The 21255-nt window shown below is 47.6% G+C and carries 18 protein-coding genes; 7 read left to right on the forward strand and 11 right to left on the reverse strand.

The annotated features are described in order from the left end of the window. The first annotated feature begins 14 nt into the window (after positions 1–14). The 4 genes from L0660_RS06220 (at position 15) to L0660_RS06235 (ending at position 7202) form a co-directional block, all read left to right on the forward strand. The gene (locus tag L0660_RS06220; RefSeq protein WP_235158631.1) at positions 15–3806 is read left to right on the forward strand and encodes a TonB-dependent receptor; all 3792 of its coding nucleotides are present in this window, start codon (positions 15–17) and stop codon (positions 3804–3806) included. A 22-nt stretch (positions 3807–3828) separates the two neighbouring features. Continuing rightward, the gene (locus L0660_RS06225) at positions 3829–5418 is read left to right on the forward strand and encodes a RagB/SusD family nutrient uptake outer membrane protein (RefSeq protein ID WP_235158633.1); all 1590 of its coding nucleotides are present in this window, start codon (positions 3829–3831) and stop codon (positions 5416–5418) included. A 100-nt stretch (positions 5419–5518) separates the two neighbouring features. Continuing rightward, complete coding sequence (locus tag L0660_RS06230) at positions 5519–6280, forward strand: 5'-nucleotidase C-terminal domain-containing protein (protein WP_235158634.1); 762 nt, start codon at positions 5519–5521, stop codon at positions 6278–6280. Then, a complete protein-coding gene (locus tag L0660_RS06235) occupies positions 6252–7202 on the forward strand; it encodes a metallophosphoesterase (protein WP_235158635.1) in 951 nt (316 codons plus the stop codon). The genes L0660_RS06230 and L0660_RS06235 overlap by 29 nt, the downstream gene beginning before the upstream one ends. A 12-nt stretch (positions 7203–7214) precedes the next feature. Here the strand turns inward: L0660_RS06235 and L0660_RS06240 are convergent, their stop codons facing one another. The 3 genes from L0660_RS06240 to L0660_RS06250 form a co-directional block, all read right to left on the reverse strand. Further along, positions 7215–8828, reverse strand: coding sequence for a Na+/H+ antiporter (locus L0660_RS06240; RefSeq protein ID WP_235158636.1), 1614 nt, complete (start codon positions 8826–8828; stop codon positions 7215–7217). Positions 8829–8849: 21 nt separating this feature from the next. Continuing rightward, complete coding sequence (locus tag L0660_RS06245) at positions 8850–10175, reverse strand: cytochrome P450 (protein ID WP_235158638.1); 1326 nt, start codon at positions 10173–10175, stop codon at positions 8850–8852. A gap of 105 nt (positions 10176–10280) precedes the next feature. Beyond that, the gene (locus L0660_RS06250) at positions 10281–10760 is read right to left on the reverse strand and encodes a Dps family protein (protein WP_026632087.1); all 480 of its coding nucleotides are present in this window, start codon (positions 10758–10760) and stop codon (positions 10281–10283) included. A gap of 219 nt (positions 10761–10979) precedes the next feature. On the opposite strand from L0660_RS06250, the gene L0660_RS06255 reads away from it, so the two are divergent. Together L0660_RS06255 and L0660_RS06260 are read left to right on the forward strand one after the other, a co-directional pair. After that, positions 10980–11663: a lipid-binding SYLF domain-containing protein gene (locus tag L0660_RS06255; protein ID WP_235158639.1), complete on the forward strand. Its 684-nt coding sequence runs from the start codon at positions 10980–10982 to the stop codon at positions 11661–11663. A 12-nt stretch (positions 11664–11675) separates the two neighbouring features. Continuing rightward, positions 11676–11876, forward strand: coding sequence for a KTSC domain-containing protein (locus L0660_RS06260; protein WP_233798344.1), 201 nt, complete (start codon positions 11676–11678; stop codon positions 11874–11876). 30 nt (positions 11877–11906) lie between these two features. On the opposite strand, the gene L0660_RS06265 is transcribed toward L0660_RS06260, so the two are convergent. The 7 genes from L0660_RS06265 to L0660_RS06295 form a co-directional block, all read right to left on the reverse strand. Beyond that, complete coding sequence (locus tag L0660_RS06265) at positions 11907–12095, reverse strand: hypothetical protein (RefSeq protein ID WP_026632084.1); 189 nt, start codon at positions 12093–12095, stop codon at positions 11907–11909. 35 nt (positions 12096–12130) lie between these two features. Continuing rightward, positions 12131–13843 (reverse strand): GMC oxidoreductase, encoded by a 1713-nt coding sequence (locus tag L0660_RS06270; protein ID WP_235158640.1) that lies wholly within the window; start codon positions 13841–13843, stop codon positions 12131–12133. A 24-nt stretch (positions 13844–13867) separates the two neighbouring features. Beyond that, positions 13868–15088 (reverse strand): esterase, encoded by a 1221-nt coding sequence (locus L0660_RS06275; RefSeq protein ID WP_235158642.1) that lies wholly within the window; start codon positions 15086–15088, stop codon positions 13868–13870. 86 nt (positions 15089–15174) lie between these two features. Then, entirely contained in the window at positions 15175–15660 is a 486-nt protein-coding gene (locus L0660_RS06280) for a redoxin domain-containing protein (RefSeq protein WP_233798347.1), read from the reverse strand. A 53-nt stretch (positions 15661–15713) separates the two neighbouring features. Next, positions 15714–16679, reverse strand: a complete 966-nt coding sequence (locus L0660_RS06285; RefSeq protein WP_235158643.1) for a DinB family protein — start codon at positions 16677–16679, stop codon at positions 15714–15716. 40 nt (positions 16680–16719) lie between these two features. Next, entirely contained in the window at positions 16720–17253 is a 534-nt protein-coding gene (locus tag L0660_RS06290) for an SRPBCC family protein (RefSeq protein ID WP_235158644.1), read from the reverse strand. Positions 17254–17464: 211 nt separating this feature from the next. Next, entirely contained in the window at positions 17465–17695 is a 231-nt protein-coding gene (locus tag L0660_RS06295; protein WP_235158645.1) for a hypothetical protein, read from the reverse strand. A gap of 113 nt (positions 17696–17808) precedes the next feature. On the opposite strand from L0660_RS06295, the gene L0660_RS06300 reads away from it, so the two are divergent. Beyond that, on the forward strand, positions 17809–18792 hold the full coding sequence (locus L0660_RS06300; protein ID WP_235158647.1) for a GlxA family transcriptional regulator: 984 nt from the start codon (positions 17809–17811) through the stop codon (positions 18790–18792). Positions 18793–18795: 3 nt separating this feature from the next. Here L0660_RS06300 and L0660_RS06305 read toward each other — a convergent pair whose 3' ends face one another. Beyond that, positions 18796–21234, reverse strand: coding sequence for a glycogen debranching protein (locus tag L0660_RS06305; RefSeq protein ID WP_235158648.1), 2439 nt, complete (start codon positions 21232–21234; stop codon positions 18796–18798). Between the last annotated feature and the right edge of the window lie 21 nt (positions 21235–21255).

A 21255-nucleotide genomic window follows, 5' to 3' on the forward strand; every position in this document is an offset into this window, starting at 1 on the left:
CAAACGATAAATATATGCAAACAACTCAACGATTAGGTGAGGTAGAGCCTGGCACGGGCAATCTCATTTTTCAGAGGGGTCGGGTCTTGCTGTTGTGTTGCCTGCTCGCAGTTACAAGCACCTACGCGCAGCAGGTAACACCCGATTCCGCTAAAAAAGATTCCCTGCCCAAGCCCGCAGCACAACCCATTCCGGCGCAATCGCCAGCTGCCACTCCGGCGGCACCAGCACAAGCAACACCGGCAGCGCCGATTAAACCCGCAACAGATACCCTCCCAAAGACAAAAACATCTACTGATACAAGTTCCGCAGCCCCGCTCGTAAAGCCAACCCAGAATTTTGACCCTCTGGTAAAACCAGCAGCGAAGCCGGATTCTACTGCCCAGCCGGGTGCGGCCCAGCCGAGTGCGGCCCAGCCGAGTGCGGCCCAACCGGGTGCGGCCCAGCCGGGTGCGGCCCAGCCGGGTGCGGCCCAGCCGGGTGCGGCCCAGCCGGGTGCGGCCCAGCCGGGTGCGGCCCAACCACAAGCTACGCCAGCCGCAGGAGCTGCAAAGCCCGACAGTACGAAACAGCAGACGCCGGTTGGCAATGTTCCTGCACAGCAATCGGCAACGCAGCCGGAACAACCCGCAGCTGCGCAGCCAACCACCGCGCAACCCGCCGCCGGACAACCAGTCTCAACTCAACCGGATTCGTTGAACCTGAATGCTAATCCACAGGCCGGGCCGCAGTTAGGCGCAGATGCCAAGCCCGTTTCAGGGAAGGTTGTTGATGAGAAAGGCCTTGGATTGCCCGGTGTCAGGGTCCTCGTTAAAGGAACGGAAATCGTTTCCGAAACGAGTCCGGAAGGGACATTTGAGATGAAGGTGCCTGCTAAGGGAGCCATTCTTGTCTTCACTTTTATCGGTTTTGCAACGAAAGAAGTCCCGGTAGGAAACCAGGCGAAGTTTAATGTGCAGCTGCTTCCCGAAGCCAAAGCCCTGAATGAAGTGGTTGTGGTAGGCTATGGAGCCCAAAGCAAGCGCGATCTGGCGAGTTCGACTTCCAGGGTTTCGTCCCAGGAATATAAATCGGCTGTCGTGAATACAGTGGATCAGGCATTGCAAGGTCGCACCACGGGCGTTTCTGTGGTCGAATCCTCTGGTGAACCGGGAGCGTCCACTGTGGTGAGGATCCGGGGAAATAACTCATTGAGCGGCAATAACGAGCCATTATATGTTATCGATGGCTTTCCTATGCCTCCTTACCGCGAAGCGGGCGCAAACTTTACGGGCGCTTATTCTCAAAATGGATTGTACGGCATTAACCCCAATGACATTGAGAGCATGGAGATCCTGAAAGATGCATCGGCAACGGCCATTTACGGTTCCAGAGGTGCTAACGGAGTTGTTTTGATCACTACAAAATCGGGTAAACGTGGCGAAGGCCGTGTGGAACTGGTGAATAAAACCTCTTTCGGGACGATCGCTAATCCGATCAAAATGATGAATTCGCGGCAATATGCAGAAACCATCAATGAAAGCTATATCATTTCCGGACGCCAGGCACCATTTGAAAACCTGGATAGCGCCCTTACAAACACCGATTGGGTAGAGGCAGTAACGCAGCCCAGCTTCCGTGAAGACATTACGCTAAGCCTTTCCGGCGGCAGCCCGAAATCTTCCTATTACATATCCGGAAACTATCTGAGAGAAAAAGGAACGATCATTAATTCCAATAACAACAGGGCCAGTTTGAGGGTTAACCTCAATAATGAGATCAACGATTGGTACAATGTAAAAGGCCAGGTTGCTTTTACCAGGCAGAAGTCGAACCGCGCCGTGACAGCCTCGCGCGCATGGCCCAACTCGGGTGGTTTAATGGACGGCCTCCGTGCCGCTCCGACGCTTGCGGTGGACTATCTGGGAAACAACAGCCTGGGAATCCCGAACTATCAGGGCTACTATTTTGCCAATCCTGTAAATGAGCTAATGGCCAAGCACGATGTTACGCAGAACGATTATTCGGTGCTTAACATTGAGAATTATTTCAAGCTCGCAGATGGCTTGCAGCTTGTAGTCAGCCTCGGTGGTAACCAGAATCTGACCCGGAGAAATGTATTTCTGCCGCCCAGCACAGCCGATGGAAACCAGGTTAAAGGTCGCGGTAGCAACAATACATCCAATACGTATAGTTATAATGTCAATGCGTACTTTCAGTACGAAAAGACATTCAAGAAAGATCATTACCTGAATTCGACATTGGGTGTGGAATATAACGACCAGACTGTTGAATTCGTCAGCACTAACTATTCCGGTTTTGATGTTCCGTTTTTCGGGGTCGACAACATTGGAAGTGCGCAATCGCAGGGCATCGGTTCCTTTAAAGAGCAGCGGATATTACAGTCAGGCTTTCTTCGGGCCAATTATACTTACAAAGGAAAGTATGTGTTAAATACTTCCGTAAGGATCGACGGTGCTTCGGCTTTTGCCGCCAACAATAAATATGGCGTGTTTCCATCCGTAGCGCTTGCGTGGAACCTGGAACAGGAAGAGTTTATGAAGAGTGTAACATTTGTGTCCAACACAAAGCTTCGGGCTTCTTTCGGTGAAACGGGAAGCCAGGCCATCGGCCCTTATTCTTCATTATCCCAATACACCAGCGGATTTTATGAAATGGGACCTGGCGGCGACGGCAGCGTGATCAATACGGGCATTTATCCGAACTCCATCGCCAATCCAAACCTAACCTGGGAACGCACGCGCCAGTTTAACATCGGAGCTGACTTTAATGCAGCGCGCGACAGATTGGTTTTCAGTTTTGATTATTACAATAAAGTAACGTCAGATCTGCTGCAACCCAGGAAAGTGCCTACGCAATCGGGTGTGGGGACCATTATTGATAACTACGGGACAATGCGTAACCGCGGAGTGGAGCTTAGCATTCAGGCAAACATTATTCAGAAGAAAAATATAACATTCTCTTCCCGTTTGAATCTTTCGCGCAATATAAACACATTGGTCGACCTGGGAGAACGTACACAGCCTGATTATGTGAGCATCAATGGAAACTTGCTTGGAGGCGTTTCGGGTATACTCACGCCGGGTAAGGAAGTAGGGCGCTTTTTCGGATTCCGCGTGTCGGGTCTGACGCAGACTTCTTCCTTCGACAGCAACGGAAATCCTACTTTCCCGACATTTGAAGGACCGCGCCCTGCGGGCTCAAAAGGCACACCGCTTTACGGTGCCTGGATTTACGAAGATATAAACGGCGATAACATTATCACTGCCGATGACCGGATCGTGTTGGGCAAATCAACGCCCGACTTTACGTTCGGTTGGAGCAATGATCTGACGTGGCGCAGCTTCTCAGTGAATGCACTCTTTACGGGTTCTGTTGGGAATGATGTCCTGAATCTTACCAATTTTTACATTAATAATGGTGTGGTCGATTACGGCGGCGTAGGATTTAATCAGTCGGAGGATTGGTACAACAACCGCTATACCGAATCAAACCCGCATAATAATGTGAAATATCCGGGTATTCAACGCGGGATTGCTTCGGGGGATATTAACTCCACTATGCTGGAAGACGGCAGTTTTATTAGATTAAAAATGCTTAGCCTTTCGTACACTTTCCCAAGGTTAGGGCCGGTGCAAAATCCGCGCTTGTTTGTGACTGGAACCAATATCTGGACGGCAACAAAATATACCGGTTTTGATCCTGAGGTGAGCTCCTACGCGCAGTCGCTGCTGCAACAGGGCATTGACTATGGCGCATATCCGTCACAACGTTCTTACACCATTGGCATTTCCTGCAATTTCTAATTCAGATCAAAGCATTATCAATATGAAATACCATATTAAAATTACGGCAATGCTTGTCCTTGCGCTGGGCATTGTTTCCTGCAAAGACAACCTGGAAGAATCTCCATATTCGTCGTTAAGCAAAGAGGTTGTATTTAAAGACGAAGACGGCCTCAATCAGGCAACCATTGGGGTTTACCAGGCCTGGACGGCGCCCGATTTTTCGGATATATCAAGCCGGTTTATCCTCACAGAATCGGGACATCGCTATGCCACTGCTGGCATTTTGGGCTCTGGCTCAGACCCTTATTATCGGTTCGGGCATGTTTCCACTTCCGGTGCTTTCGAGGCGGTTTGGTCACGGTTTTATAAAATTATTTTCAGGGCGAATACGGTTATCGACAATGCGGCCAGGGCTGTGCCGGGAGAAGAAGAGGAAGCCGATCCGTACATTGCCGAGGCGCGGTTCCTGAGGGCTTACGCTTATTTTAACCTGGTAAGGCTGTTTGGCGGTGTGCCGTTGCTGTTGAAAGAAATCAATTCTTTATCAGATGAAGATTTGATTTTTGCCCCAAGAGAAACGGATGTGGCTGTCTATGAAGCTATTATAGCTGATTTGACCTTTGCGGAGGCAAACCTGCCCGATTCGCGTGGTGGTGCCGAGCTGGGACGCGTGTCTGCGGGAACTGCTAAGGCCATGTTAGGCAAAGTGTATCTGACAATGGCGGGTAAACCGCTGAACAAGACGGAAAATTACCAGAAGGCGGTTGACAAGTTCAGCGAGATAGTAGGTCCGGCGAATGAGGAAAAGTTTGATTTTGAACTCATTCCCGATTTTGCTGAGGTGTTTTCGCTGGACAATGAACGCAACCGGGAAATCGTGCTTTCTTTCGGCTATTTTGTTAATTCGTCGAATCCAAACGGGAACATTCTTCCTTTCAATCTTTTCCCCTCAGGGCTGGTTAATGGTGACGAGCAGACGAACTACGGTTTGACTTATGATTTTTATAAATTGTTTGAAAAAACAGATACGCGCAGGCCATTCACCCTTGTGGACCGATACGTTTTCAAAGGCGGCGCCAGGGCAGGGGCGGAAGAGGGGGATAGCATTATCTATAATCCTGAGATCGGTAACTATGTGAACAAGCGTACCAAAGCTTCCCTGGCACATGACGACTTCAAATATGGTATAGCCTATGGTAAGCTGGCAAGGGTTGCCCGCCCTGCCGGCGCTGCAATACAGGGATACAGCGCTGACCTGATCGAATTGCGTTTTTCGGATGTATTGCTGTGCTATGCAGAAGCATTGGTCGAAACAGGCAAAACGGCGCAGGCATTGCCGATACTGAACCGTGTTCGCGCCCGCGCTAAGGCTACGCCTTCAAAAGCAACGGCGGCTGCGGCTCTTCGCACTGCTATCCGGACCGAACGCCGGTTGGAGCTTACTGGCGAAATGACAACCGTTTTTGACATTCGCAGGTGGGGCACATTGCAGCAGGAAATTGCGGCAATGTCAGAAGACCAGATCGTGGATAATGTGCTGATCCCGTATTCGCCAAGACTTGAATTGTATCCGATCCCGCAATCGCAAATTGATGCGAATCCGAATTTGAGACAGAACGACGGCTGGTAAGATTTCACAAGGCCAACTAAATTTAAGAGACTTTCTGGTTCGCCGGGAAGTCTCTTTTCATAATTTCCTCGCTATTTTTGTAAACGCAACAAATAGCATTATGACCCTGTCTCCGCGACACATTACATCCTTGGCCTGGACCATTGCCTTTGCCTTCTTCTCGTCCTGCCAGCAACATTTAGCTGTTACCAAAAATGAATACAAGCAATACGCGGTTGATAATCAGACAGCTGAGGACTCTTCCATTGTAAAATATTATCTTCCTTATAAGGCTAAAATGCAGGCAGAAATGAGCAAGGTCATCGGGCAAACCGCTCAGGCGCTTACCAAACCGTCTGATCCGGAAACCCTTATGGGTAACTATTTTGCCGATGCCATGCTTACCGAGGGATTAAAGAAAGATCCGACCATTCAATTCACATTATCTACCAAGGGCGGATTACGAACCACTTTTCCGGAAGGCGACATTACGGTTTCAAATGTATTTGAACTGATGCCCTTTGAAAATGAGATGGTTACCTTAAAATTATCCGGCGAAAATGTGCAGCAAGTCATTGATTTTATTGTAAAAAAGGAAGGTGAGCCGATTTCAGGAATGCGGATGAAGATCAGGAATGGCGTGGCTTACGACGTGACCATTGCCGGGGAGCCTTTTGATAAAACGAAAACCTATAACCTGCTCACCTACGATTATCTGGCAGACGGCGGCGATGACCTGGAATGTCTGCGTCACCCGATTGAAAGAAAGGAAATTAACAAAAAAGTGCGTGAAGCGCTTTTGGATAACATCAGTGACCTGACCCGTCAGGGGAAGAAAATAACCGCTCAGCTCGATGGAAGAATTGTCATTATCAAAGAATAGCCGCAGGGATTTCCTGAAAAAAAGTGCAGGCACAGCGGCTCTATTTGCGCTGGGAAATCCATTTGAATCTTTCGCCCGCGATGTTGCGGTGCGGCTTACTATTTTGCATACCAACGATGTGCATAGCCGCATAGAACCATTTCCAATGGACGGCTCGCGGAACCAGGGGTTAGGAGGCGTTGCGCGCCGGGCTGCTTTGGTGAAAAAGATCCGGCAGGAGCAGGGAAATGTCCTTTTACTCGATGCCGGCGACATTTTTCAGGGCACGCCTTATTTCAATTTGTATGGAGGCGAGCTGGAATTGCAGATCATGAGCGATATGGGTTATGATGCCGCCACCATGGGAAACCATGATTTCGATAATGGCGTTGCTGGCTTTGTAAAACAACTTCCGCATGCCAAATTCCCTATCCTGGTCAGCAATTATAATTTTGACAATACAGAGCTCCAAGGCAAAACGCAGCCTTACAAAATATTTGTAAAACAAGGTTTGAAAATCGGGGTTTTCGGGTTAGGGATTGAATTAAATGGTTTGGTAAATAAAAAAAACTACGGCGACACCGAATATCTGGATCCAATCAGCAAAGCCAATGAAACGGCGTCATTGCTGAAAAACGACAAGGATTGCGACCTGGTCATATGCCTTTCGCACCTGGGTTATAAATATAAGGACAACAAAGTTTCCGACCAGATCCTGGCCAAGTCCACCCGGAACATTGACCTCATCATTGGCGGACACACGCATACATTCATGAAACTTCCCGAAGATGTAATGAACCTGGACGGCAAGGTAACGACCATTAATCAGGTCGGCTTTGCGGGCATTAACCTCGGGCGCCTGGATTATTATTTTGACAGGGAATCGAAAAGTAAGAAAATGGTTTCGGCCGTTTATCCGGTGCATGGGCACGGACTTGTATAAGCAGCCGTTCAATTATTCCATATGCAGAAACTGTTGCCTGATTTTCTCTTCTTCCAGGTCCAGCTGGGCAAGGTGCTGACGGATCACTTCCTCTTCAAAGGTTTCTTTCTTATTGAATTTGTTCAGAACAGCGCGCTTATGGTCCAATAGTTCTTTCGTAATGTGCTGAAATTCTTTAATATAATCGTAGCCTTCGTTTGTGGTTTCGGGATGACTTACGTGTTCGAGGAAGCCGAGGTCACTTTCAATCTTGGTTTTTAAACTTTGTAACAACTCATTTTTCGGCAGTTCATCCGCGTGCCGCTCGTTAATGAGCAGCAGCGATTCTTCCGCCAGCTTTCTCCTGATTTTGATGTCCTGATCCTGTGCGCTGATTTCGTAGTCCAGCTCGCCGACATCCATCCATTTGATGACTAATGGCAATGTAAGTCCCTGGAAAACAAGCGTTACCAGAATCACCACAAATGTAATGAACAAGATCATATTGCGCTGCGGAAACGGCTGACCATTGGTTAGCAGCAGCGGGATCGACAATGCGGATGCCAGCGAAACCACACCGCGCATGCCCGCCCACCCGAACATGAATGGCGCTCGTAGTCCCGGTCTGCTATCGGCTGTACGAATGTACCGGCTGACCACAACGGTAAATAGCGAAGCACCGATGGCAGATGCCAGTCGAGTCAGGATCACCACCAGCGAAATAATCAGTCCGTATTTGATAGCGTCCGGCAATGCGTCCGGTCCCATTTCTTTTACAATTACAGGCAATTCGAGGCCGATAAGCATAAAGACAATGCCATTCAATACAAAACCGACTGTTGACCAAACATTTACACCCTGTATCCGGCTCAAATGTCCCATAATGGTGTGGCTGTGGTAAGAAAGAAACAGGCCGCCGCTTACCACCGCGATGACGCCGGAAAAATGGAATTCTTCCGCGGCAATGTACATGGCATAAGGTGCCACAAAGGTGAGAATCGTATCAATGCTAGGGGTGGTGGGAAGCCAGCGGTGAATAGCGTAGAAGATCAATGCGATGGTGAATCCGACGACAACACCCATAATGATCACAACGAAAAAGCTGCTAATCGCTTCCTGTAACACGAATGTTCCTGAAACCACCGCCGCAACGGCAAACCGGAAGACGATCAAACTCGATGCATCATTCAGCAAGCTTTCGCCTTCCAGAATCGTCACCAGACGCTTGGTGACTTTCACATCCTTTAAAATAGACGTCGCGGCGACGGCATCCGGAGGCGAAATAATGCCGCCCAACAAAAATCCCAGAGGCAATGTAAAACCCGGAATGATCGAATTGGAAACATAAGCGATGACGCAGGAAGTTAGGATTACGACAATGAATGCGAAGGAACCGATCACACGCCGCCATTTATAAAAATCTTTCCAGGAGGTTTGCCACGCGGCATCATACAGCAGCGGCGGCAGAAATATAAGGAAGATCAGCTGCGGGTCAATGGAAATGGTCGGTAACCCGGGGATGAAGCTGATCGCCAGCCCGCCGAGCACCAGGACAATAGGGTAGGAGACTCTGATCCGCTGCGCCAGCATCACAAGGAACAAAATGATGACAATCAGCGAAATGTATAGTATAATTTGTTCAGACATAAAGGATTAAGGTGGTGCTTTTTATCTTACGAATAATTTGATTCCGTTTGTAGACTTCAAAACAATCTGCGGATGCATACCGACCGGGTGGGATGGATCAGCTTCAAAATCAAATCGTTTGAGCAAGGAAGCCAGGATCAGCTGCATTTCCATCATGGCAAACTGCTGCCCGATACAGATCCTCGGCCCCGCTCCGAAAGGCAGGTAATTGAATTTCGGCCTGTCCTTCACATTGTCGGCGTTAAAGTTGTCAGGGTCGAATGTCAACGGATCTTTCCAGAGGTTCGGATTCCGGTGGAGCTCGAAAACCGACAGGAAAACGGAAGTGCCGGATTTCACATCAAAACCTTCAATCTCCTGATCCACCGTTGCTTCACGCGTCATGGTCCAGGCGGGCGGGTAAAGTCGCAGGCCTTCCTCCACAACCTGCCTGGTATAAGGCATTTGCATGAGATGGTTAAAAGTGGGCACATTATCAAAAATGACACTTTCGACCCTGATCTTCGCCACAATTTCAGGTTGCTTTGCTAATTCGAGCAATAGCCAGCTTAACCCCGTTGCGGACGTTTCGTGGCCGGCCGCAAACATGGTGATCGCCTCGTCCCGGATCTGCTGATCATTCATCTGCTCGCCGGTTTCTTCGTCAATGCTGTCCAATAAAAGTTGGAGCAGGTCATTCGGCCTTTCGCCCGAAATGCGCCGTTGGTGTATGAATTCAAAAACCAGTTTATTGAAATAAGACAGATCGGTTTCAAAGCGGCGGTTTTCACCATTAATAGCCATAATGGGCACGCGGTATGGCTTGCGGACCCTGGTTACCAGGTATTTCTGCGTCCGGTTGACCTGCTGGTAAATCCGCGCTTTGTCCTCCGTGGTCATGTTTCCAAAAAGCGTTTTGAGCGCGATATCGGAGGTTATGCCCATCATTTTGGCATCAATGTCTACGGCATCTTTCCCGCGAACAGCTTCCATTTCATCCAGAAAAGAAGCAGTTAGAACGCCCATAGCTAGGAACAACTCCTGCAATCTTTCGCGATGGAATGCGGGTTGAACAAGCCTTCTTTGTCTTAACCAAAAATCGCCATCACTCGTAACCAGCCCGTTCCCCAGCACCGGACGTAACATTTTTGAAGAACTTCCCTTTTTGAAATTACGGTTATGCTGCTGCAAAACGTGCCTGAAAAAGCCCGGATCACGGGTCACGACAAATTCACGGAACAGCTTCATCTTAAATGTATCGCCACAGGCGTCGAATCCCTGGTGGAGGAAATGCAAAGGGTTTTTGGCAAATTTGAAAGGGGCCATAATGCCCAGCCTTCCAAGCTTGTAAACGGGAATGTTACGCATGGCTGGAATCAAAAGAGAATTTATGCAAATAAGTCATTAAGGCATAAAAAAACCATCCTTATTGAGGATGGTTTCGTAACATTCGCTTGAAACAGCTGGTCCTGCTTACTTTTTGCCCGCGAAAGAGCGCAGCATCCAGGTATTTTTTTCTTTGAACTGCATGAAACGATTCACCATATCATTGGTCCCGTCGTCGCCCGCTTCATCACTGGCAATCAGCAGGTAGCGCTCCAATTCGATCAGCTTTGCCATATCGTCCAGCAATGCTTCAACCATATCCAGGTCAGACATGCCGATGGTGTCGATCTCCTGGATCGAAGATTCCTTGATATAATCGGCAAAACGGCTGTGTGGCGGCTTGCCTAATGTGAGCACGCGCTCGGCGATCTCGTCGATGGTCAGCTGTGCGTTGGTATAAAGTTCTTCGAATTTTACGTGAAGGGTGAAGAAGTTCTGGCCTTTGATATTCCAGTGGCACCCTCTCAATTTCTGATAGTGAATGTGGTAATTGGCCAGGTAATCGTTCAGAAGGTCTACCACAGGTTTTACTTCTTTCTCATTCAGGCTTATCGCTTCGGCATTCATGATTTTTTTGGATTAATGTTGATTCTGATTTATAACAAAACCATACCACCATCATTTAGTTTCACATATATACGTAAGAGACGGTTTATGTTTAAAAAATGGGGAAGGGTGGCCAATTTCGGTGTTTTTTTCACTTGCAGGCACGATAGTTGAAAGTTGCTCGTTCAATACGCGTCAGACGGGCATCTCCGTTTTATAGTCCACAATTTAATTACAAATATGATTACGAAAAATTTCAAATTGCTCAGCGTTCTGGCCCTGGTTTTCACACTGTCAGGAAGTATTTCAAGCGTTCAGGCACAGGGAAAGGAAGAGGACAAGATCAGGGCGGCAGTTACCGTGCTGGATGATTTCAGCAGCATGGAAGAAAGCATTCCGGCGCAATTGCTTGACATTTCAAAAGGGATCATTATCGTCCCGAAACTGATCAATGCTGGCCTGATGGTGGGCGGGAAGCATGGTAAGGGCATTGCAATGGTAAAAAATGCGAAAGGCGAATGGAGTGACCCGGTATTTGTCACCATCACAGGCGGCAGTGTAGGCGCGCAGATCGGCGTTCAGGCTGTTGACCTTGTTCTGATTTTCAAGAATAGCAAAACATTAACGGAGATCGGCAAGGGAAGCTTTACATTAGGCGGCGACCTTTCTGTTGCTGCCGGTCCTATGGGAAGAAGTTCTTCGGCGAGTACGGATTACAAGCTGGAAGCGGAAGTCTATTCTTATTCGAGAAGCAAGGGATTGTTCGCAGGTGTGACGATCAATGGCGCAGCGCTGTCTGTGGATGCCAAGGCAAACAATGCTTTTTACGGAAATACGGACAGCGCCAACACGATTTTCACGTCATCCAGGATCTCTTCAAAACCGGTTGCAGATCTGAAAGACAAGCTTGATGATTTAAACTAACATTGATTTGCCATGCCATCTTCTGTTGTCGCAAAAATGATATACGACGGAGATACCGAAACGTTGCGGATTGTGTATGTTTCGGGGATGGTGTATGATTATAAAAATGTTCCTTTGGAAGTGTACCAGGCTATGAAGAACTCAGGATCCAAAGGGACATTTTTAAATAATCATATCAAAAACAATTATGAATTTGAAAAGGTAAACGACTGATAGTTAGCGTTTACAGTCAGCCTGAGACTATCACGGAATCTCGCAATTCTTCTCGTTGCAAAACTTCACTTCTCCCGTTTTTTCATTTCTGCACTTCACTTTACCGGTTATTTTCACCGTAGCACCCTTCTGTATCGACTCGTGGTTGATGATCACCCAAATGTCCTTACTGCCCTTGATTTTGACACGTGTGCCATCAAAAAATTTTTGTACCGCCATCGTCTACTTTATGTTCAAGGGGCAAATATAATGTATCAAATGTTCCCTTTTTTCATTTCACTCACCGCGTGGTCTACCGCCCTTGCTGTTAATGCCATATAAGTCAGTGAGGGATTTTGTGTGGATGTGGACGTCATACACGCTCCGTCGGTGACGATCACATTAGGGCATGCGTGCATCTGGTTCCATTTATTAAGCATGGAAGTTTTTGGATCATTACCCATCCTTACGCCACCCATTTCGTGGTTTTCACTGCCTGGATTGCGGTTTGTGTCGGAAGTCTTAATATTTGAAAAGCCAGATTTTTCAAGCATTTCGCTGAGCTCGTTGTAAAAATCTTTGACCATTTTCATGTCATTATCATCGAATTCGACATGCATTCTAAGCTGCGGAATGCCCCAATCGTCCTTTAAAGTTTTGTGAAGACTTACAAAATTTGTCTCCTTAGGCAGTGTTTCTCCCATCATTTGCGCACCCAGGCTCCATCCGCTGTCGTCCGGCTTGAAGAGGCTTTCTTTTAAAGATTCACCCAGTTCATTGGATTTAGCGCCCATTTTGGAAGCGGAAAAGGAGGTTGCGTAACCGCGGAGGAAATCCGTTTCCTGTTTGAAAACATTCCTGAAACGCGGGATATAAGCACCATTAGGTCGACGTCCGTCCACTGTCCGGTCGTGGTAACCGTCAAATTCTGCGCTCACGCGGCCTCTGTAATTGTGGAAACCTATGAATTTTCCCAGCAGACCATTGTCATTGCCAAATCCATTAGGGAAACGATTGGAAATAGAATTAAGCAGGATCAGGTTCGAGTTGATCGCTGATGCATTTACGAAAATGATTTTGGCATAATATTCCGTCATTTCTTTGGTCAATGCATCCACCACACGCACGCCTGTCGCCCGCTTCTTCTTTTCATCATAGATAATGGAATGCACAACGGAATGCGTTTGCAATGTAAGGTTCCCCGTCTTTTCAGCCCATGGCAATGTGGACGAATTCGAACTGAAATACCCGCCGAACGGACATCCGCGCTGGCACATGGTCCTGTGCTGACATTTGGCACGGCCCTGCTCGGTGTGAATGGGCTGCGGATCGCTGATATGCGCCACGCGACCGATAATGATGGGACGCGTATTGTTGTAATTTTTGGCTGTCTGATCGCTGAAATGTTTTTCCACACAAGACATTTCATGGGGTTTAAGAAATTCACCGTCAGGCAGTTGGGGTAAATTATCTTTGTTGCCGGAAATCCCTGCAAACTTCTCAACGTAACTATACCAGGGTGCAATGTCCGCATAGCGGATCGGCCAGTCAACACCGAAACCGTCCCTTGCCGGTCCTTCGAAATCGAAGTCAGACCAGCGCTGCGTTTGCCTCGCCCACAAAAGTGACCTGCCGCCCACCTGATATCCGCGCATCCAGTCGAAGGGTTTGTCCTGCACGTAAGGATGTTCCGCGTCTTTCACCACGAAATGCATGGCGTCTTCTTTAAAGATATAATGTTTGCTGGCCATCGGATTTGCCTGCCTTATCGCCAGGGAAGGCTGACCGCGGTGCTCGAATTCCCAGGGCTGCATGTTGGCAGTAGGGTAGTCCACAATGTGTTTTACATCCTTCCCGCGATCGAGGATCAATGTCTTTAAGCCTTTCTCCGTAAGCTCCTTAGCAGCCCATCCACCACTAATCCCCGTTCCCACCACAATGGCATCGAAGGTCCGCTGCTTAACCGAATCGATATTGAAATTTGACATATTCGTAAAATATCTGAATGCTTTTTATTTGGTCTTAGGTGACGATTTGCGCCATAGATTGGGCAGCAATTTGTCATTCAACAGCATTCGCCAGGTTCCCCAGTCATGTGCGCCGTCGCCGCCAATGTAATAGTCGTGCTGAATGCCTGCTTTTTCCAGCGCCTTATGCGTTGCTTCCGAGCGTTTTCCAACAAAATCCAACTCACCACTTCCCAGGCCAACCAGCAAGTAATCCACCTTATCCTTTATTTTAGTATCACTGAAAAATGCCGGGTTCAACTTCTCCGGATCCAAGTCGCCAGCGCTCATAATGCCAAATGAACTGAACAAGTCCAACGCCTTGAAACCCACTGCCTGCGTGTGACGGCCACCCATGGATAAGCCCGAGATTGCACGTGATTTCCGGTCGGCTATGGTGCTGTATGCTTTATCCACATACGGAACGATATGCTTCCTTAATTCTTCTTCAAAGAGCACATAAGTTTTTTCGAGGTGCTTTGGGTCGCTCCGGTGAAGGACCTGGTTGTTGGGCATGGCAATGATCATCGGCACAATTTTGCCTTCCGCCAGCAGGTTATCAGCGATGAAATTGGCACGACCGTCCAACATCCAGCCGGATGCCAGCTCGCCGCTGCCGCCCATGAGATAGAGCACCGGATATTTCTTTCCGGAATCGTATCCCGGCGGCGTGTACACATACATTTCACGTTCGCCGTTCAGTACATCGGAATGGTAAATATGCCGCGTAATGTTGCCATGCGGGACGTTTTTGGCATCGTAATAGGCGGGCTTGTTGTCGTGAACAATCACATTGCTGTAACCGGGCTGGTTAGAAGTTCCTGTGAATGTATTGTTCGGATCAGCAACCGGAACGCCATCGATAAGTAACCTGTAAACATAAATATCAGGCTTAATCGGCCCGACTTTCAGTGTCCAGGTGCTGTCGCTGCCTTTTATGAACGGCACAGGGCCTTTTGCTTTCAGTGCAAGAAGAATAGGGCCGCCTGTCAGTTCAACCTTATGCGCATCAGGCGCTTTTACCCGGAATGTTATAGTGTGATCGTCTGCAACATCGGGCGAAATCACATTTCCACCGTACGGATTCAGTTGCTGGGTGTTCTTTTGGGGATTCCAGTCCAGGTTCACATTGGCCTGCTGTGCAAATGTGCCCGGAGCTGCGAGCAGAAGCAATATGGCGGCCCGGTAACAAGCACCGGGCCAGTATCTTAGGTAATCTTGTTTCATGCTGAAAGTGTTTCGCCTGCAACGTTGTGCTGCTATCCTGAATAAAGACGGCGATTCTGCAAGATTACCCGGTCAGTGCAATGAAATCAGATTTTTTTTAATGCATTGAAGATGTTCTGATGCGGCTGCTCACCTTCAAATGTCTGCACAAGTTTACCTGCTTTGTTATAGATAGCAATGTAAGGGAACGACTTGATCTGGTAATAGCGCTGAACCGTGTACGAATATCCCTCCGTGCCAACCTTAATGTTAGGATAAGTGCCCAGCTTATGCTGCGCCACAAAAGGTTTCAGCATTTCCATTGACTGGAAAGTGACCATCACAACCTGCTTGTTGGCAAACACGCTGTAATTTTTAAGCATGTCTTTCGTAAAATCCTGGCAATGTTCGCAATCAGGTGAAAAGTAGATCAAAACCACCGGGCCCGCGGCAAGCTGCGATGCAGTATACTGCTGCCCGTTGGTTAATTTTATCTGAAAAGGCGCGATCTTCTTATCGGCCAGGACAGACTGTGAAAAAGCGAAACTGCTCGCAAAAACGAAGAGAATGACGGGAATTATTTTCCGGAACATAAAACTGAATTCTTTTTGAATGAAGAATCCGCAAGTTATTAATGTTTGCTGTTTTATCCCGCTACCTTTTCGCTAAGTTTTTTGCGAATATTTGTCAACTGATGAATATGTCTTTTCGAATGACAAACTACAAAACTCAGCCATTCCCAGCGGGTGAATGTGCCAATTCCCGGGAACTCAAATGCACTGGCTGTAAGCCGGAGATCCTGTTCTGCGGCCACTCTCCTGATTTCATCCCGCTCTTTTGTAAATGCTTCGATCAGCTCCACCTTGTTATGCGGCCCGTCCGAAGGAACGTTGAAGTCCGGTGCTTTTAGTTTCGTTGAAAAGTCCAGAAAGATATTTTCAATTTCCGGAATATTGGCATCGACCGGTCTGTTGGTATTGGTTGTATCGCCCAATAATACGCCAGGCAAGCCGCTTTCTGATTTTAGAATGTGCTCTACAACCTGCCCGGCCGTCCAGCTTCCTTCAAAGGGCACTTCATTAATTTCTTCTTCGTCGAATGATTCGATGGCGTCCCTGAATTTTTTAGTTGTCCTATCTAATTCATCCAGCAGGGCAGTTGCGCTGGTGCCTGTTTCTGACAATTCCTTGATAATGACGAGCGCATGGTCCCAGGCATCGGACATCATTTCAAAATAGTCGGCGCCCATATCACATTGCATATCCATGCGCGTGAGGCCATTTTCTTCTCTGAGCCGGTAAATTTCCTGAAATCCGTTCATGCCTTGTGCTTCTTCGGTCTCATAATTTTCCACGCCGTCGTTGAGAACGCCATTGTATTCGATAACCAGCTCTTCGGCAGGCTTATTAACCTTAATCACGCCTATAATTCCATTTTTGGACGCATCCGCAAAAATAACTTTACTGCCAGTCTGCCAATCCGTTTGGGCTTGCGTTCCATCGCTGAATGCATTGAACCAGATCTTGTTTTTATTATTTGAAATAATGGTTTCCCAAACGCTTTCCTTAGGCGCATTCACTTCAATCGACTTCTTAATGAGCATAGTTTCCATGGTTCCTGAGTTTATTTGTTGAATGATGTTGCTTTACAGACTATTTTTCAAGGATAGTTTTCAGGTTTTTCAAACTGGATTCCAGGTCTTTGCCAAGGATTCCATCGATAAAAAGGTTGGTAATGTTCATGGGATATTTACTTTTCCCGGTCATGCCCCAGCTTACTCGGGTTTGATCATCAGCAACCGGCGTGGTCGTCATCGCCGCCAGCCCGAATCCTTCGAATGGCCGTACAAAGCGGACTTCAATATTCACAAGCTCGCCTTCCACAAGCTTCATAATTTCCTGTTCACCGGCACCGACATTCTTATCCTTACTGTCCCACGCATATTTAAAACCGACCGTCCCGTCGACGCCGGCGTAAGTCTTCTTCATACCCGGATCCGCCATCACCCACTTGCTGTAATTGTCCTGATTTTTCAAGAATTTGATATAATCATAAACCCGGCCCTTCGGTCTGTTAATCGATATCTCCCGCCGCACCTCGTATTCATTTTTAACAAATAACGCCACCACCAGCAGCAGGACAACGAGGCCAACGATCACAGCAAGAATTGTTAGGATAATCTTCATCGGGTAATAGGTTAAAGTTCAGGTCAGCAATAAGATGTAACAAACCTACAAGTCTTTTCCCAATCCCCCGGGGGGTGAATATGTCAAATGCAGGGGCCGAACGCGACAAAGATTATGACTCGTAATTGTTGGAAATTACAAGGCACTGTTTAATATCCAGTATAACTACAATTTCATTTTGCTAATGAAGGAATCCGATTGAATGGCTTCCTCAAACCCGATACCCGTAGCTATCCACGATCGTCCTGAACACACTATCCCGCTCGTGCTCGCTCGTGTAGACCCATCTGTCGAGGGTGGTGGACATGTAGCTGTCTTTTACGGTGATTTGTTTTTGGAATACGATGTGGAACTCGGCGCCGCTGCGGTCTAGCTTGAAGGTGTCAACATTATCGAGGTTGATCGCTTTTTTTTGTTTTTCGTCGTAAATAATAGTCGGCATGAAGATTGGATTGAATGGTTAAGTTATCACCATAAGTTGCTTTCATCCTTAGACTACTGACGGGAAGCCGCATACCTATTGAATGCGACAGCGTATTTTGTTATTTTGAAAATATGAAGCATATATCAGTTCTTGTTCCACAGGGCGATGCTGCGCTCGGGACCATTGAGGGGCCTTTCAAGTTTTTTAATTTCGTAAACGACTTCCTGGCTGCTATGGGCCGCGAGCCGGCCTTTAATGTCCAGCTGGTGGGCATGACCGCTGATCCTCAGAAGTATAGCGGCGTTTTTACAGTGGTTCCGGATGTGACGATTCATGATCTGAAAAAAACTGATCTGGTCATCATTCCTGCTGTTAATGGTGATCGTGAAAGTGTGATTGAGATGAATAAGGTTTTTTTTCCGTGGATCATTGAGCAGCATGAGAACGGTGCGGAAGTGGCCAGCCTTTGTGTAGGCGCGTTTCTGCTCGCGGCCACCGGCATGTTGAACGGTAAAAGCTGCACAACGCACTGGATGTCAGCTTCGGATTTCAAAAATATGTTTCCAGAAGTGAACCTGATGGATAACCGCATTATCACCGACGAAAACGGCGTGTATACCAGCGGCGGCGCAAATACGTTCTGGAATCTGCTCGTTTATCTCGTCGAAAAATACGTGGACCGGCAGATGGCGATTTACACGACCAAATTTTTCATGATCGAAATTGACCGCAATACGCAGTCGCCTTTCATTATGTTCACGGGCCAGAAAGAGCACGAAGATGTCGAAGTCAGGAAGGCGCAGGAATTTATAGAAAGGAGTTTTCAGGATAAAATTACAGTGGATCAGCTTTCCGAAATGTTCGCAATCGGCCGCCGCAGTTTTGAACGCAGATTTAAGAAAGCCACTTCCAATTCGATTGTGGAATACATTCAGCGTGTGAAGATCGAGGCGGCCAAGAAAAGCTTTGAAGTGAGCCGGAAAAATGTGACCGAACTGATGTACGAAGTGGGTTATACCGACACCAAAGCCTTCCGCAGTACATTCAGGAAAATCACAGGCTTATCCCCGGTTGAATACAGAAACAAATACAACAAAAGCCAGATCAGCGCCTGATTGCTATTTCAATTCAGCGCTGACCACATTGATTTTACCATTTACTTCTATTGTGTCAAATGTGCCATTGGACTTCGTAGCCACTGCTTTCCCATTGACCTGATAATTTTTGAATTTCGCAGTCGGCAGCGCGATTTCCAGTTTCCAGCTTTCCTGCGACTGTGAAAGGTTCAGGCGGATGCTTTTTCCATTCCTTTTAAATGTATAATCCAGCGCATTGTCGCCTACGATCACGTTTTCCAGACTTGCATCATTCCAGGCCGATGGCATCTGCGGTTGAATGCGGATTAATTTTTTAGATGCAAACGGTTGTATGCCAAAGAATTGCTGAACGATCGGGTAAGCGTAACTGTATACATTCCAGGCCTGCGCCATCATGCCGTAATCCGGTGAAACCTCATAGATAGAACCAGGAAGCGCGAAGCTGAATGATTTTGTCATTCTTTTCAAATAACCCAATGCAGCATCCGGACGTCCATAATTATTTTCAGAAATGGCCAGTACGCCCGTGGGAAGTGTCATTACTGCACCTGTGTAAGTAAAAACTTTATTGTTGCCAGCAACAGAACGCTCATCTTTCCCGGCCGACTCATCCCGGTCGATGCCGGTCACGAAGGCGCCGAAGGGATTTACAAACTTGGAGGCTGTTTGCAACGCGGACAGCGCTTTTGCAGTATCAGCAATGCCGGTTTCCATGGGCGTGTTCACAACCCAATTGTGGTGCACTACAAATCCGCGCTTATTGTTTGATTTCGAGCTCGTTATTTTGGCTTTCGCTGCTTTCAGCTCTTCCACTGCCCAAGGCTTTTTCAATGTGTCGGCACGGATGATGGCATCATCAATGAGGCTGATCGCCTGCTTTGGTGTGCCGATAAAATCTGCATAGGAGTTGCTTTCAGGAACCCAGAACTCCCGATTGATCTTGATGCGAAGCCTGTCCGCAATGCTGGAATAATGTTGAGCCAACTTTTTGTCCCCCATTTCCGTGGCAAGTTCGGCGGCGTCGGCGAAGGCTTTTTGGGTGTACGCAGCAACGTCGGTCATTTCGCTGTTCATGCCGTGGATTTCCATCATGCCAAATCCATCAGGCAGCAGGTTACCATCTTTGTCATTCTCTTTGAGCAGCCAGTTCAATCCTTTTTTAAGGGTAGGAAAATATTTTTTAAGAAATTCCTTGTCACCGGTCCAGCGATAAACCTGCGCCACCAGCGAGGTGAATTGCGGCGTTTCGTTAATGTTGCCAGGATTGTAAACAGCGCCGTTCGTGGAGGTTTCATGCATAATGCGGCCATTTCCGTTCACTTTTTCCGAGAGTTTGTGAACCACATCAACTGCATTTTTTACCAATTCAGGCTGACCTGTGGCAATGAGCCCTTTGAGCGCATATTCGCTGTCCGCACCAAACCACCAGGGATAATCCGGAGCGCCGGCAGACAATCCGCGGCCAATTTCAGGCACATCGCGGATGAGCCAGTCAGTGTTGTACTTGGTCCAGCGAAAGGCTTGTTCCAGGTTTTTGTCGGGAATTGTCAGTTTGGTTTTAGAATCAATGGATTTATATCGCTCTTTCTTTGCAAGCAGTAATTTAGTGGCATTCGCCTGTGTTTCTGTAAATGTTTTTCGCGCGTCTTCCTTTGATTTGTAGGAACCGGAAATGGTTATAGAAAGGCTTATGGCACTGTTTCCGGCAATAGCAAGCTCATATTGCAGCGAAGCGGAAACACCCTTTCCCTGGGGTTTGTAATCGCAAGTGATGGCCTTCTGCTCATGCGATTTGGGCGACATGGCAGCGCCAAACATTACATACCAATCATTCAAACTATCCTTGGCGATCCAGCTGTGCGACGCCTCGTCCCAGGTCGTCACATCCGGGCCATCAACCATATTGGTTCTTTCACCCAGCCAAACCGGGCGGAGATCGGTATAACCATTGAAATCAAACTGAATGTTTAGCTTGTCTTTTCCTTCATTGATAAAAGTGTATTCCACCACCACAGCCTCTTTGCCATCTGGCACGAACTGGAAACGCTCTACTTTCAACTCTGGAAGCCCGGTTGTAAAAATGTGTTTATTGGCAAAAGGGAAATTAACGAATGTATCTGCCTTTGTGAGACAAGCAGACTGATTATCAACCGTCACGGAAGCTGCAAAGCCATCCATCAGCTTGATCGGATGATCCCAGATGCCGCCCATTTCGCCTGTAACATGCCAGCCAATATCCGGAAATGTCCCATTTTGATGGCCCACCATGTAAACGCGATCGCCCGCAGTAATGTAAGGCGTATTGAGATAAATACTTTTGCCCCGAATGTTCTCCGTATCGCTGACCACACTTTGCAGATTCTGCGCGTTACGATCACTTTTCGAGCATTCAAGCAAGAAAATGGAACAAAGGCCAATCAAAATCAGTAAATTTCTCAGTGTGTCAGGGGCTGTTTTCATGAAAAAAATGTTATCAGGGAG

Source organism: Dyadobacter sp. CY351 (assembly GCF_021502625.1).
Classification (GTDB): domain Bacteria; phylum Bacteroidota; class Bacteroidia; order Cytophagales; family Spirosomataceae; genus Dyadobacter; species Dyadobacter chenhuakuii.

Coding starts and splice junctions, on each gene's coding strand:
- L0660_RS06250 (WP_026632087.1), bottom strand. CDS start 10,760: ATGAATGCCGAAGCGATAAGCCTGAATGAGAAAGAAGTAAAACCTGTG.
- L0660_RS06230 (WP_235158634.1), top strand. CDS start 5,519: ATGACCCTGTCTCCGCGACACATTACATCCTTGGCCTGGACCATTGCC.
- L0660_RS06255 (WP_235158639.1), top strand. CDS start 10,980: ATGATTACGAAAAATTTCAAATTGCTCAGCGTTCTGGCCCTGGTTTTC.
- L0660_RS06300 (WP_235158647.1), top strand. CDS start 17,809: ATGAAGCATATATCAGTTCTTGTTCCACAGGGCGATGCTGCGCTCGGG.
- L0660_RS06225 (WP_235158633.1), top strand. CDS start 3,829: ATGAAATACCATATTAAAATTACGGCAATGCTTGTCCTTGCGCTGGGC.
- L0660_RS06260 (WP_233798344.1), top strand. CDS start 11,676: ATGCCATCTTCTGTTGTCGCAAAAATGATATACGACGGAGATACCGAA.
- L0660_RS06240 (WP_235158636.1), bottom strand. CDS start 8,828: ATGTCTGAACAAATTATACTATACATTTCGCTGATTGTCATCATTTTG.
- L0660_RS06270 (WP_235158640.1), bottom strand. CDS start 13,843: ATGTCAAATTTCAATATCGATTCGGTTAAGCAGCGGACCTTCGATGCC.
- L0660_RS06220 (WP_235158631.1), top strand. CDS start 15: ATGCAAACAACTCAACGATTAGGTGAGGTAGAGCCTGGCACGGGCAAT.
- L0660_RS06290 (WP_235158644.1), bottom strand. CDS start 17,253: ATGAAGATTATCCTAACAATTCTTGCTGTGATCGTTGGCCTCGTTGTC.
- L0660_RS06305 (WP_235158648.1), bottom strand. CDS start 21,234: ATGAAAACAGCCCCTGACACACTGAGAAATTTACTGATTTTGATTGGC.
- L0660_RS06280 (WP_233798347.1), bottom strand. CDS start 15,660: ATGTTCCGGAAAATAATTCCCGTCATTCTCTTCGTTTTTGCGAGCAGT.
- L0660_RS06245 (WP_235158638.1), bottom strand. CDS start 10,175: ATGCGTAACATTCCCGTTTACAAGCTTGGAAGGCTGGGCATTATGGCC.
- L0660_RS06275 (WP_235158642.1), bottom strand. CDS start 15,088: ATGAAACAAGATTACCTAAGATACTGGCCCGGTGCTTGTTACCGGGCC.
- L0660_RS06265 (WP_026632084.1), bottom strand. CDS start 12,095: ATGGCGGTACAAAAATTTTTTGATGGCACACGTGTCAAAATCAAGGGC.
- L0660_RS06295 (WP_235158645.1), bottom strand. CDS start 17,695: ATGCCGACTATTATTTACGACGAAAAACAAAAAAAAGCGATCAACCTC.
- L0660_RS06235 (WP_235158635.1), top strand. CDS start 6,252: ATGGAAGAATTGTCATTATCAAAGAATAGCCGCAGGGATTTCCTGAAA.
- L0660_RS06285 (WP_235158643.1), bottom strand. CDS start 16,679: ATGGAAACTATGCTCATTAAGAAGTCGATTGAAGTGAATGCGCCTAAG.